This is a genomic window from Bradyrhizobium valentinum, assembly GCF_001440405.1.
GTDB classification, from domain to species: domain Bacteria; phylum Pseudomonadota; class Alphaproteobacteria; order Rhizobiales; family Xanthobacteraceae; genus Bradyrhizobium; species Bradyrhizobium valentinum.
Window position 1 is genome coordinate 19,871 of record NZ_LLXX01000165.1, and the last position, 12,963, is coordinate 32,833.

General features: G+C 61.2%; 14 protein-coding genes and 1 pseudogene. 10 read left to right on the plus strand and 5 right to left on the minus strand.

What is annotated here, in order from left to right:
• Positions 1 to 192, plus strand: a pseudogene (locus CP49_RS48010) (hypothetical protein); the annotation flags it as partial.
• 88 nt (positions 193 to 280) lie between these two features.
• Here the strand turns inward: CP49_RS48010 and CP49_RS29445 are convergent.
• Entirely contained in the window at positions 281 to 523 is a 243-nt protein-coding gene (locus CP49_RS29445) for a BrnA antitoxin family protein (protein ID WP_057853641.1), read from the minus strand.
• Positions 524 to 525: 2 nt separating this feature from the next.
• Positions 526 to 1,503 (minus strand): cysteine synthase A, encoded by a 978-nt coding sequence (gene cysK / locus CP49_RS29450; RefSeq protein WP_057853642.1) that lies wholly within the window; start codon positions 1,501 to 1,503, stop codon positions 526 to 528.
• A gap of 234 nt (positions 1,504 to 1,737) precedes the next feature.
• Here cysK and CP49_RS48015 point away from each other — a divergent pair, with 234 nt between their 5' ends.
• Positions 1,738 to 1,953 (plus strand): hypothetical protein, encoded by a 216-nt coding sequence (locus CP49_RS48015; protein WP_082646306.1) that lies wholly within the window; start codon positions 1,738 to 1,740, stop codon positions 1,951 to 1,953.
• A 10-nt stretch (positions 1,954 to 1,963) separates the two neighbouring features.
• Here CP49_RS48015 and tgt read toward each other — a convergent pair whose 3' ends face one another.
• Entirely contained in the window at positions 1,964 to 3,097 is a 1,134-nt protein-coding gene (gene tgt, locus CP49_RS29455; protein WP_057853643.1) for a tRNA guanosine(34) transglycosylase Tgt, read from the minus strand.
• 277 nt (positions 3,098 to 3,374) lie between these two features.
• Here tgt and trpS point away from each other — a divergent pair, with 277 nt between their 5' ends.
• Positions 3,375 to 4,394, plus strand: a complete 1,020-nt coding sequence (gene trpS / locus CP49_RS29460) for a tryptophan--tRNA ligase (protein WP_057853644.1) — start codon at positions 3,375 to 3,377, stop codon at positions 4,392 to 4,394.
• Between the two features lie 229 nt (positions 4,395 to 4,623).
• The gene (locus tag CP49_RS45340; RefSeq protein ID WP_156438732.1) at positions 4,624 to 4,809 is read left to right on the plus strand and encodes a hypothetical protein; all 186 of its coding nucleotides are present in this window, start codon (positions 4,624 to 4,626) and stop codon (positions 4,807 to 4,809) included.
• 148 nt (positions 4,810 to 4,957) lie between these two features.
• Here the strand turns inward: CP49_RS45340 and CP49_RS43555 are convergent, their stop codons facing one another.
• Positions 4,958 to 5,215, minus strand: a complete 258-nt coding sequence (locus tag CP49_RS43555; RefSeq protein WP_082646307.1) for a DUF3551 domain-containing protein — start codon at positions 5,213 to 5,215, stop codon at positions 4,958 to 4,960.
• 540 nt (positions 5,216 to 5,755) lie between these two features.
• Here CP49_RS43555 and CP49_RS29465 point away from each other — a divergent pair.
• Positions 5,756 to 6,880: a patatin-like phospholipase family protein gene (locus CP49_RS29465; protein ID WP_082646308.1), complete on the plus strand. Its 1,125-nt coding sequence runs from the start codon at positions 5,756 to 5,758 to the stop codon at positions 6,878 to 6,880.
• Between the two features lie 173 nt (positions 6,881 to 7,053).
• Here CP49_RS29465 and CP49_RS29470 read toward each other — a convergent pair whose 3' ends face one another.
• Positions 7,054 to 7,944 (minus strand): LysR family transcriptional regulator, encoded by an 891-nt coding sequence (locus tag CP49_RS29470; RefSeq protein WP_057853646.1) that lies wholly within the window; start codon positions 7,942 to 7,944, stop codon positions 7,054 to 7,056.
• Positions 7,945 to 8,088: 144 nt separating this feature from the next.
• On the opposite strand from CP49_RS29470, the gene CP49_RS29475 reads away from it, so the two are divergent.
• The 5 genes from CP49_RS29475 to CP49_RS29495 all read left to right on the plus strand — a co-directional run bounded on the left by CP49_RS29475 (position 8,089) and on the right by CP49_RS29495 (position 12,840).
• The gene (locus CP49_RS29475; RefSeq protein ID WP_082646309.1) at positions 8,089 to 9,204 is read left to right on the plus strand and encodes an alpha/beta hydrolase; all 1,116 of its coding nucleotides are present in this window, start codon (positions 8,089 to 8,091) and stop codon (positions 9,202 to 9,204) included.
• 155 nt (positions 9,205 to 9,359) lie between these two features.
• The gene (locus CP49_RS29480) at positions 9,360 to 9,770 is read left to right on the plus strand and encodes a cyclophilin-like fold protein (protein WP_057853647.1); all 411 of its coding nucleotides are present in this window, start codon (positions 9,360 to 9,362) and stop codon (positions 9,768 to 9,770) included.
• A gap of 182 nt (positions 9,771 to 9,952) precedes the next feature.
• Positions 9,953 to 10,693, plus strand: coding sequence for a TetR/AcrR family transcriptional regulator (locus CP49_RS29485; RefSeq protein WP_057853668.1), 741 nt, complete (start codon positions 9,953 to 9,955; stop codon positions 10,691 to 10,693).
• A 289-nt stretch (positions 10,694 to 10,982) separates the two neighbouring features.
• On the plus strand, positions 10,983 to 11,561 hold the full coding sequence (locus CP49_RS29490) for a PepSY domain-containing protein (RefSeq protein ID WP_420807664.1): 579 nt from the start codon (positions 10,983 to 10,985) through the stop codon (positions 11,559 to 11,561).
• Positions 11,562 to 11,814: 253 nt separating this feature from the next.
• A complete protein-coding gene (locus CP49_RS29495; RefSeq protein ID WP_057853649.1) occupies positions 11,815 to 12,840 on the plus strand; it encodes an aspartate-semialdehyde dehydrogenase in 1,026 nt (341 codons plus the stop codon).
• The last annotated feature ends 123 nt before the right edge of the window (positions 12,841 to 12,963 follow it).

Genomic DNA, 12,963 nt, shown 5'->3' on the forward strand with positions numbered 1-12,963 from the left:
GCGGCCGCACCGACTGCGAGTTCCGATGAGGAGCGTCCCGCTCCCAAGCGCCGCGCCCCCAGCACCGTTCAGGCGCAGCCTCAAGCGCAGCCGCAGCAGCCGCCGCCGCAGCGCCAGTACAGCAACCCCGGCCCCGATCCGGCCGGCGCCGGACGCTTCATCGGCGGCGTCGTCGGCGGCATGCTGCGCTGACGGCGAGCGACCCATCTGCCAGAAAGGCCCGGGATCATCCCGGGCCTTTTCACTTTGCGCTTCGCAATTCGATGCGGACCACGGCGTTCTACTTGCCTGCTGCCTTTCGCAATGCCTCGTTCATGCGATCCTGCCAGCCCGGACCGCCCTCCTGAAACCATTCCAGCACGTCCTGGTCGATGCGCAGCGTGACCTGCTCGCGCACTCCGGGAACAGCGGCTTGTTTGGCCGGCGCCGGCGCCGCCACCTTGGCGGTCGCGCGCTTGAACGCGGCCTCGGCTTCGGTGCGCGCATCGTTCAAGGTTCTCGGCCGCCGCGGCTGGTCCGCCATCGCTAGATTCCTTCAAACAGTGCGGTTGACAAATAGCGCTCGGAGAACGACGGCACGATCGCGAGGATGGTCTTGCCGGCGCTCTCGGGCCTTTTGCCGATCTCGAGTGCCGCCGCGATCGCAGCGCCCGAGGAAATGCCGCCGGGAATACCTTCCATGCGCGCCAGCGCGCGCGCGGTTTCGATCGCCGTCGGGCCGTTGACCCTGACGATCTCGTCGATGACCGATCGATCCAGGATGTCCGGAATGAAACCGGCGCCGATGCCCTGAATCTTGTGCGGCGTGTGCTGCCCGCCCGACAGCACCGGGCTTTCCTCGGGCTCGACGGCGACGATCCGCAAGGTAGGCTTGCGCGGCTTGAGTACCTGTCCGACGCCGGTAATTGTACCGCCGGTGCCGACGCCCGCGACGAAGATATCGATGTTGCCGCCGGTGTCGTTCCAGATCTCTTCCGCCGTGGTGCGGCGGTGAATTTCAGGATTGGCGAGGTTCTTGAACTGCTGCGGCATCACGGCGTTGGGCGTCGTCCGCACCAGCTCCTCCGCCGTCGCGATCGAGCCCTTCATGCCCTGCGCGGCGGGCGTCAGGATGATCTCGGCGCCGAGGAAGGCCAGCATCTTGCGTCGCTCGATCGACATCGATTCCGGCATCACCAGTTTCAGCCGGTAGCCGCGCGAGGCCGCGACAAAGGCCAGCGCAATGCCGGTGTTACCGGAGGTCGGCTCGATCAGCACGGTGTCGGCGTTGATCACGCCGGCCTTTTCCATCGCGATCACCATCGCCGCGCCGATGCGGTCTTTCACGCTCGCGGCTGGGTTGAAGTATTCGAGCTTGGCCAGGATGGTTGCGCTAACACCATGCGCCTCCGGCAGTTTGCGCAAGCGGACGATCGGCGTGTCGCCGATGGCATCGACGAGGGAGTCGAAAACGCGGCCCCGCCCCGGACGTTGCACTGCACTCGCGGCTGGTGACGCATCCATCTCAACACTCCTGTGACGATCATGTGCGGGGAATTGGTGGTTGTCCCAACTTAGGAGGCGGCTGTGTCGATGCGCAAGCCGGAATCGCCGGGGCGAAGAGTTCGCTGCAATGCAAAACAAGAACGTCGCTAAATATCGCGAAATCAACGCATTTGTGTTGCTGCATCGTCAAAGATTTCAGACTATACTTTCGTCGTGAGCTGAGCCTGAGGTTCAGATCGCAAGGAGGTCACGATGCCAGCTATTGCTGAAATCCTGTCGACCCTAACGTCTAGGCCCGATCCGCGTGGATGTGACTTGCCGACGTGCCCCGTGTGTGCCGACACCATGGTGGCGGCGGAAGCTTCCGCCTACCTCAACGACAACGTGATCAGCTATCTCTGGACCTGTGACACCTGTGGTTACGGGTTCGTGACCAAACACTCGGTCAAGAGATTCGCCTGTAACTGACCTGTGAGCTCTATCGTGGAGCAATGTCACCGCGCGCCCAACCGGCGCGCGTTTGTTTTTGGAACGTCTCGAACGTGCCGCCAGCGATCGCTTCGCGCATGCCCCGCATCAGGTGCTGGTAATAGGCCACGTTGATTTCCGACAGCAGCATGGCGCCGAGCGTCTCTCCTGACCTGACCAGATGATGCAGATAGGCGCGCGAGATGTTGCGCGCCGAGGGCCATTCGCTTTCCTCATCCAGCGGCCGCGGATCGTCGGCATGGCGGGCGTTGCGCAGGTTGATCTGGCCGAAGCGGGTGAACGCCATGCCGTGCCGGCCGTTGCGGGTCGGCAGCACGCAGTCGAACATGTCGATGCCGCGCGCCACCGCCTCCATCAGATCCTCGGGCGTGCCGACGCCCATCAGATAGCGCGGGCGATCAACAGGAAGCGCTGGCGCGGTTTCCTCGATCATCGAAAGCATCACCGCCTGCGGCTCGCCGACCGCAAGTCCGCCGATCGCGTAGCCGTGGAATCCGATCTCGACCAACTCGCGCGCGCTGACATGGCGCATCTCGGGAATGTCGCCGCCCTGCACGATGCCGAACAGCATGTATCCATCAGGCGCGGTCTCGAACGCGCGCTTGCTGCGCTCCGCCCAGCGCAGCGACAGCCGCATCGCGCGCTCGATGTCGTCGCGCCCGGCCGGCAGCCGCACGCACTCGTCCATCTGCATCGCGATGTCGGCGCCGAGCAGCCGCTGCACCTCGATCGAACGCTCCGGCGACAGCTCGACCTTGGCGCCGTCGATATGCGAACGAAAGGTCACGGCCTTCTCGCTCACCTTGCGCAGGTCCGACAGCGACATCACCTGAAAGCCGCCGGAGTCCGTCAGCATCGGCCCGTTCCAGCCGGTAAAGGCCTGCAGGCCTCCCAGCGCCGCGATCCGCTCGGCGCCCGGCCGCAGCATCAAATGATAGGTATTGCCGAGCACGATATCGGCGCCGGCATCGCGCACCTCGCGCCAATGCATGCCCTTCATGGCGCCCGCGGTACCGACCGGCATGAAGGCCGGCGTGTGCACCACGCCGTGCGGCGTGGTCAGGCGGCCGGTGCGGGCGGCACCGTCAGTGGCGAGCAATTCAAAATGATTGGGAAGATTCATGGCGCTGCTTATTGCGTGCCCGGAACGGCCAATCAACCGCCCAGTGGATGAAATCTGACGCTTTTGAGACATCAAGCCGGCTTGCTTTCCTCTGAAGTTTCGTCAATATCGGCCGCATGACTGTCGTCGTGATCACGCTCGCGAACTTGTGGTGGCGCTCCACTTAGGAGCGGCACGGCTTTGTCATTCACCCAACCGTCGCCGCCGTTCATCGGCTTGCGAGGTTGCTTTCATCAAAAGTCCGATTGAACGGCGGCTCCTATTCTGGAGAACCGCGATGCAAGATTCGTCAGCCACCCTCCCTGTTATCTTGACCGGCGACAGAACAACCGGACCGTTGCACCTAGGGCATTACGTCGGTTCGTTGAAGAACCGCGTCGCCCTACAGACAACGCACCGGCAGTACCTGCTGCTGGCGGATACCCAGGCACTCACTGACAACGCGCACAATCTCGGTCGGGTGCGTGACAATGTCATTGAGATCGCGACAGACTACCTCGCTGTCGGCATCGACCCGAACCAGAGCACGATCTGTCTTCAATCGCATCTTCCGGCATTGGCCGATTTGACCTTGCTGTACATGAACTTTGTCACGGTGGCGCGGCTTGAGCGCAACCCAACCATCAAGGACGAAATTCAGGCGAGAGGTTTCGGCAGAGATATTCCTGCAGGCTTTCTCTGCTATCCCGTCGCCCAGGCCGCAGACATAACCGGCTTCAAAGCGACGATTGTCCCGGTTGGAGAAGATCAAGCTCCATTGATTGAGCAAACCAATGAGGTTGTTCGCCGCATCAATCGCCAAGCTGGTGTTGATGTGTTGCCAGAAGCCCACGCGCTTATTCCTCGCGTCGGACGTCTTCCCGGCATCGACGGCAAAGCCAAAATGAGCAAGTCGCAGGGCAATACTATTCAGCTATCGGCAACGGCCGATGAAATACGTGAGGCTGTCCGGCGTATGTTCACTGATCCAAACCATCTAAAGGCGTCCGATCCGGGTTGCGTCGAAGGCAACGTGGTCTTTACGTACCTGGATGCGTTCGACGAAGATCACATCACGGTTGAGGATTTGAAGGCACGCTATATCCGCGGCGGTTTGGGCGACAGCATTGTCAAGAAACGTCTGGATGAGGTGCTGCAGGCACTTCTCGCGCCAATCCGAGACCGTCGCCGCGCACTCGCTCGTGATCCCGGCTATGTGCTGCAAGTCGTTAAGCGTGGCACTGCGCGAGCGCGGGAGATAACTGATGCCACTTTGCGCGATGTTCGCGCCGCGCTTGGTCTATTCACACTGAATTAGTCGGACGGGGGCCAAGCCGAGCTTGTGTCTGGATTTGACACCTTTGGGACATGCCCGTCACCCAGAGAATGTCCGTTCACCGGGATAGACTGGAAGTCGCCGCGGTCCGGCCAAACCGACGCGAATGACCCAACGCGGACCTTTGATGCTCATATTCATTGCACGATGTGCTATTTGCGTCTTAGACGGAGATTATCGCTACTGCTGTTCGCGGCTATACGAGGAATAAATGTCCCAGTCTTTAAAGGTCGGCGATTTGGTGAAGAAGCGGACGGGTTACGCCTATCCGGGTGTTATAGTTTCAGTTTTCACGACCCAAGCTGGTGCAGTGCGCTATGTGGTCGAAGCTGATCATCCAGAATTCGCGGGGATGCTGCATATTTTCAATGCGGATCAATTGGAGCCTCGAGCCTAACGTCTGCTATTAAGTCATGCACGCTTGTTCAATTCTGCTGGCACTTTTGAGACATGCCGTCGGACTCTGACAATGTCCGCCTATCGGGGAAGACCGGAAGTGGTCGGCAGACGGTGTCGAGGGCTTTTCTTCAATCACTCGGCCGCTCTTAGTAGAGGCGGCGATGCCGCCGATAACCCGCAGGCTCTTCCGCGTGCGCGAAATATGGATTGATGACACACTGGGCACCGCGACCCGACGCCGACGCGTTGCACTGAGGCAGCGACGTGTAGCGGCATTCGTAATACGGGGTCCGGCCGAAGATATGTAAGCAAACGGGGTAGTTTGGATCGTATGTCTGAGCGCGCGCCGGCGCAGTCGTAGCGAGCGTCGCGCCTGCCAAAATCGCTGAAGCCAAAATGCGCATCAGAATCTCTTGCGGGACTGGCGGATGGGACCGCAGTGAGCACTTCCGCGTCCTCCGATTCCCTTGATGGCTATCTTCGACCACTAAGCAGACAGTCCCCCCGGAGGGTGTCAAATCACGTTCGCGCGCTGGCACACTGGTCGACGGATGGGTCGTCGAACTCGACCGCTCGCTTAAGGCGGCGCTTCCTCGGTATCGGAGCGCGCCTCAAGCGCGCGAGCCGGTTGCGATCCGACGATCCAGGCTAAGGTGACGTTCACGTTTGATCGATTTCGCGTGTGGGCGTGGGCACCAGGCGTCAGATTTCATTCACCAGTGCGCGCGCCGGAGCAGCCGTGTTCCACGCCGGACACAATTGAGCCGCCCGGGCGCCTCAGCCTCCCGCTTGTTAAACAAAACGATACCGTATAGTTTTATGAAGGACACGAAACGCCGCTGGCGATGAGGCCGACGGCGGCAAGTGCGTGTGTACGGTGACTGACGGAAATGCCCTTCCCCTCTTTCCTGACAGGATCAATCCTCTCCGACGGCCGGATCAGGATGACAGGCTCACGCCTGCTCAGGTCAGCCGTCTTGCTCTGCAGCCTCGCGGCTGCCGCCTGCACATCTCTGCCGCGGACGCCCTACAGCGCTGCGGATGCCTCTAGCTCCCGCGTGCTCGATATCGACGGCCTGCGGCGCTACACCGACGAACCCGTCACAAAATTCCGTTTCGAGAAAGACGCCCCCTCCTCAACCAAGACCTATCTCGCGCTCTCCGGCGGCGGCGCCGACGGTGCCTATGGCGTGGGCGTGTTGAACGGCTGGACCGCGGCCGGCACCCGTCCGACCTTCTCGGTCGTCTCGGGCGTGAGCACCGGCGGCCTGATTGCGCCTTTTGCGTTTCTCGGGTCCCAATACGACGACACGCTGAGGGAGGTCTACACCAGCGGCATAGCTTCGAGCCTGCTCGATGATCCCAGCATCATTCGCGTGCTCTTCGGATCCGGCCTGTTCGGCAATAAGCGACTGCGCGAGCTGGTGGCCCGCTATGTCGGGCCGGAGATCCTGGCCGCCGTTGCACGCGAAAATGCGAAGGGCCGAAAACTGCTCGTGGTGACGACCGATCTCGACACCCAACGCACGGTCGTTTGGGACATGGGGAAAATCGCCGCGGTCGGTTCGCCCGAGGCGCTGCGCCTGTTTCGCGACGTGATGGCGGCCTCCGCCAGCATTCCCCTGGTCTTCCCGCCCATCCTGATCGAAGCCGAGGGTCAGGGTCGGCGCTTTGAGGAGATGCATGTCGACGGCGGCGTGACCGCTCCGGTCCTGACGCTGCCGGATGCCCTGCTGTTCCAGGGACGTCTGCCCGGGAACAGCCGGATGAACATCTACATCCTCGTCAACAAGAAGCTCGAACGAGCTTTTGAGCTGGTATCCAACAGCACGCTCGACGTCGCTTCACGCAGCCTGTCGTCGATCACCCAGTCCCAGACGCGCTCGGTCATCTTCTCGACCTACGATTTCGCCAAGCGCAATCGGTGGGGCTTCCATCTGTCCTATATCGAGCGCGACTATCCCGCGTCGCGCTCAGAGGGATTCGACACCGCCTATATGCGCGCCCTCTATCAGCACGGCTATGAAAAGGCTGCGTCGGGCCGCGCCTGGACCTCGACGCTTCCGTGAGCCACGCAGGGAGCGGAACGACGATCTGCCTTGGCCACGTAGTAATAAGCCTTGTGCTGTAAGCATAGCTCACTGAACGTCTGGTTCGCTCCGAAGGCGACCGAAGTGCTACCTCGACGCAAAATGACGAGATGCGCGATGAGCCGGCATGGCCTTCTGTTCCTTCGAGGTCATCAGTCTCGATAACGCAGCGTCTCAACCAGTAGGGCGAAGGCTGCCGAAGATTGGCGCCGACTTGGGTACCAGAGATGGTAGCCTGAATACGGAAGGCACCAATCCTCAAGCACCCGCTTGAGACGACCTTTGGCGAGGTCGGGCTGCGCCATGCCTTCTGGCACATAGGCCAAGCCCAGCCCGGCTAAGGCGGCATTCAGTTCCTGGGCAGTCGTATTGTAGGTGAGTTGGCCATCAACACGCACCCTCAATTCGTGCCCGCCTTTTTCAAACTCCCAAGTATACAATCCGCCATCCGGCAGGCGAAGCGTGATACAATTGTGATTGATCAGGTCCTGCGGTTTCTTCGGTTCTGGCCTCGTCTTGAAATACGACGGCGCCCCCACGACCGCCATGCGCATGTCCGGCCCGATACGCACCGCGATGATGTCCTTTGCCACTTGCTCTCCACTTCGCACGCCAGCGTCATAGCGCTGAGCAACGATATTGGTCAGCCCATAGTCGATGATGATTTCGACTTTGATGTCGGGAAACTTCGGCAAGAGCTTCGCAAGCTTCGGCAGGAGAATTGCGTCGGCGGCATATTCCGTGGCCGTGATCCGAATCGTACCGGCTGGCTTTTCCCGAAGTTCCCTGATCGCCGCAAGCTCGACGTCGATCTCCTCGAAGCGCGGCCCGACGGTTTGAAGCAGGCGTTCGCCCGCCTCAGTCGGCGAGACGCTACGCGTCGTGCGGGTCAAGAGCCGCACTCCGAGCCGCGATTCGAGTTCACGGATGGTCTGGCTCAGCGCTGATTGCGAGATGCCAAGCTTTGCCGCCGCTTTCGTAAAGCTTCGCTCCCGACCCACCGCGACAAAAGCTCGGAGGTCATCCAAATTTCCCCGCTGCATTTATCAGCTCCGCTTATAGGTCTTTGCGGATTATAGGGACTAATCTCCATTGTGCCACGCTCTAAGTCTTGATCGTGCGGCGCGACGAGCCCTCTGACACGGAGCCACGAGCTCACGTTCAAATCGTCGAGGAGAGATTGGGAAATGCGCAAGCAAGATCGAACTAAAAATACAGCAGAACAGCAGGCCGGCTTGGATGTGGGTCGCCGTAACCTCCTGCAGCTGACCGGTGCCGGCGTCGCCGCGATCGGTGTGACTTCGGTCCTCAACATCCCTTTTGCAAAGGCTCACGACATGTCAAACGGCGCTGCCAACTTTTACGCCAGCGATAGCGTGATCGTGCAGAAGGTCACCTTCAAGAACCAATATCGAATGAACGTCGCAGGGACTCTTTTCGCTCCCAGCGGCCTCAACTCGAATGCAACAAATCCGGCGATCGTGGTGGGGCATCCAATGGGTGCCGTGAAGGAGCAAAGTGCCAATCTGTATGCCACGAAAATGGCTGAACGGGGATTCGTTGCGATGTCTATAGACTTGCCCTTCTGGGGCGAGAGTGATGGCCAACCCCGCAATGCTGTCTCGCCGGACATCTATACCGAGGCTTTCAGTGCCGCGGTCGATTTCCTGGGCACCCGACCGTTCGTCGACAGGAGCCGGATCGGTGCGATCGGGATTTGCGGCAGCGGCAGCTTTGTCATCAGTGCGGCCAAGATCGATCCGCGTATGAGAGCCATCGCGACCGTCAGCATGTACGACATGGGCGCCGCCAACCGTAACGCGCTCAGCCACTCGCAAACTGTCGAGCAGCGAAAGCAAATCATCGCAGCGGCTGCCGAGCAACGCTATGAGGAGTTCACCGGTGGTGAAACCAAGTACACCAGCGGGACGGTGCATGCACTGGCTGCAGACACTCCCGCCATTCAGCGCGAGTTCTACGACTTCTACCGCACGCCGAGAGGCGAATATACCCCCAAGGGCGGGTCGCCGCTCCTTACAACGCACCCGACGCTGACCAGCAACGTCAAGTTCATGAATTTCCACCCGTTCAATGACATCGAGACGATTTCTCCTCGCCCGATGCTCTTCATCACGGGTGACGTTGCCCACTCCCGCGAATTCAGCGAAGAGGCTTACAAGCTTGCAGCCGAGCCGAAAGAACTGGTCATTGTTCCCGGCGCCGGTCACGTCGATCTGTACGATCGGGTGAACCTCATTCCATTCGACAAACTGCAGTCCTTCTTCGATCAGCATCTCGCCTAAGCGAGTCGCCGCAGCGAAGACGGACATTCTGAACAGGAGCGTTGAGAGCCCTTCGCCGCTTCCATAAGACCGGTGATCCGCTGGCAGTAGCGCTTGCCCAAGCGGATCAAGTCAATTGGTCTCCGAGGAAAGCCCGAAAAGTAGGAACCTGCCGAATGCTGAATCTGCTCTTGAGAGCTTTCGTCATCACACTCGGATTAATCGAACCTGCAATGGCACAAGAGCGCATTCTGATTTCCTCTGACTGGGGCAAGGTCACTGCCGAGTTGGTCGACAACAACGCGACCCGATCGCTGGTCCAGATGTTGCCGCTCTCGATCGAAATGCGCGACCACCTCCGTCAGGAAAAGACCGGCAATCTGCCCTCGCACCTACCCGCGGTCGAGCGGCAACTCGATTTCTCGACCGGTACACTGGGACTCTGGAGTTCCAATCACTTTGTGATCTACTATCGGGACGGCCGCGTCCCTCAGCCCGGGATTATCTTACTTGGCCGAGTGACCGGTGACGTTTCGATGTTTGATCGGCCCGGTCCGGTCACCGTCCGAGTAGAACGCATGAGATGAGATTCTCCCCGCCGGCGAACCCGCCAAGGGGCTTATCGAACTAGAAGCAACTTTGTTGCTTCCTGAGCCACACTCTAAACCGTTGACGATATGGCCAATTCGGCCAGATTCGCGATGACGCCCCTCTTGCTGCGCGTTATAGAGCAATGACTGACATCACGACCGCGCAGGAATCAATGGGCATGGGATTGACTGCGACCAAGGCCAGACCGGCGAAACGAGACGTCACGAAGTCGCGCGGCGGTCGGCCGACGAAAAGCGCCGCCATTGAGCGCGATCAGCGGCTGATCGAGGTTGCCACCCGTCTTTTTTTGGACCGGGGCTACGATGCGACCTCGCTTGATGCGGTTGCGGAAGCCGCACGGGTCAGCAAGCCCACTGTCTATTCCCGCTACGGCGACAAGCGCGGGCTGTTTGCGGAAGTGCTGAGGCGCGAGATTGCGCGCTGGCTTGCGCCGCTTGCTGAAGCGGCGGAGGTGCAGCTCACGCGTTCCTCGGGCATTTCGGTCGAGCAGCGCCTGATAGAGGTCGGCCGCGAGATGCTGATGTTCACCTGCGGACCCGATGCCGTCGCGTTCAGCCGCATGATGACGTCACAGGCCATCAACTTTCCCGACATCGCCAAACTCGGCAAGGAAGAAGGCTGGTTGAAGGCCGTTTCCACCACCGCGCGGTTCTTTGATCGTTTGGTCGCACAAGGCGCGATGGACGTCGAGGATACCGGCATCGCTGCTGAGGTCTTTCTCGACGTGGTCGTTGGTCACACGCACCGCATGGCGACGTTCGGAACGCCGCTGGAGATGAAGTCCGCCGAGAAACGCATGCGCACTGCGATCAGGCTGTTCCTGGCCGGTGCGCTCGGGCCATCGAGCCGTGTACAGTCCATCCCCAAAGGAACCATTCGGCGGCGCCCTTCCCGCTGACAATTCCGTGAGAACGGAGTCTTACGCCGGAGGCGTTCTTGATCAAAACAAAACGATACGGTATGGTTTTGTTAAAGCGAGCGAGTTCCTGCTTTTCATCTGGTCCCGGCGGGGCTCGCGCCGCTTCGATCGCCGCAAACGGCGGTACTGCCCGTTTGCGACGTTCCGCGGCCGACCCGTATGCCTCCAAAGGGTCGGCCGCGCTTTCCTTCACGATCCGGCCCGTCCGCCGGCAGAGACAGCCTCAAGGATGGAGACTGCAAACGTGCGTTCGCCCTGTTGGAGACAGTTGCTCGCCGCCGTCCTGGTGGCGATCATCCTTCCTGCCCCGGTCTATGCCATCACGGCGGCGAGCGGCGAGCCCGCCTCGCTCCGCAATGAGGCCGGGGATGGTGCCGCGTCCGACCAGCAAGCGGTCAACCGCGAGCTGGAGCTGTTCCGCGGCTCCGTAGTCTCGCTCAGCCAGGCCATGGCGATTGCCGAAGCCCTGCATGCCGGCGCGACGACCGCCGATGTCAGCTTCGACGGCGCGTCCGAGTCGCCGGTCTACCGGATAAAGACCCTTCACAACGACCGCATCTGGCAACACGCGATCGACGCCACGACTGGCAAGATTGTCGGCGGCGAAGCCGCCCTGCCCCTGAGGGCGCTCGATGCCGAGGACCGCAGCAACCTCGTTGCACTCAAGACGATCCGGCACCGCTTGGCAGATGCCGTTCGCGTGGCCGAGCAGGCGGCGGCCGGCAAGGCAATCAGCGGCGGCCTGATCCGCGAACACGGCCGGCTTAATTTCGCGATCGTCGTTATGAGTGGCAGCGACCTGAAGGAGGTGATCCTCGAGCCTCCTGGCGCCGCAAGGCGGCGATGACGGGGCTCGTCTGGACACCGTTGCAGCCCGGATAAGGCTGAAAGCGGTTGACGGCGGCCCCAAGCTGCCGCATAAGTCCGCGCCATGACGACTTCGACCAAAGCGACCGCGAAAACCAAAGCACCCTCCGGGGGCTCGGGAGCCGTGCGCGCGTAGTCGAACGATCGCATTATCTGAACCGAAGCCCCGCCTGAAAAGGACCGGGGCTTTTTTGTTGCCCGCAAGCCATGATGCTCAAACAGAGGACAGACCCGTGAGACACGAACCCGTTGTTGCCATTGCCGGCGTAACCGGCGCAGTCGGCGCCGAATTCATCGCCACCATGGACAGGCGCGCCTTCCCGGTCCGCAAGCTCAAGGCGCTCGCCAGCGCCCGATCGGCGGGCAAGACCATCGACTTCCGCGGTGAGAGGATCGCGATCGAGGAGCTCACCGAAAATTCGTTCGAGGGCGTCGACATCGCGCTGTTTTCGGCCGGCGGCGGCATCTCGCGGAAGTTCGCGCCCGCAGCCGTGAAGGCCGGCGCGGTCGTGGTCGACAATTCCTCCGCGTTCCGGATGGACCCGAACGTGCCGCTGGTGATCCCCGAGATCAACGCCAATCGCATTCGGGAGCACAAGGGCATCATCGCCAACCCGAATTGCTCGGCGATCACGGCGCTGGTGCCGCTGTGGCCGATCCACCGGCAGAACCGCATCAAGCGCATGATCGTATCGACTTATCAGGCGGCAAGCGGCGCCGGTGCCGCGGCGATGGAAGAGCTGGTGGAATCGACCCGCGCCTATCTCGACGGCCGGCCGTTTACGCCCAAGGTGATCCCGCTTCCCTACGCCTTCAACGTGTTCAGCCACAACACGGCGATCGATCCCGAGACCGGCTACAACGACGAAGAGACCAAGGTGATCAAGGAGACCCGCAAGATCTTCGAGGATGACCAGATCGCCATCGGCGTCACCTGCGTCCGCGTGCCGGTGCTGCGCGCCCATTGCGAGGCGATCACGTTCGAATGCGAGAAGCCGATCACCGAGGACGAGGTCCGCGCCATCATGTCGAAGGCGCCGGGCGTCAAGATCGTCGACGACCGCGCGAAGAACTACTTCCCGATGCCGATCGATGCGTCAGGCCAGGATGACGTCCTCGTCGGCCGCATCCGCAAGGACCTCAGTGATCCCTCAGGCCGTTCGATCTCGATGTTCGTATCGGCCGACCAGCTCCTCAAGGGCGCGGCGTTAAATGCGATCCAGATCGCCGAGCTGCTGCCGCAGCGCGCGATGGCGTGATGCAGAGAGAATTGTAGCTGACGCTAACCCCTCATGGTGAGGAGGCGCGCAGCGCCGTCTCGAACCATGCGGCCCGGCTGGTGCCATTCATCCTTCGAGACGCCGCTTCGCGGCTCCTCAGGA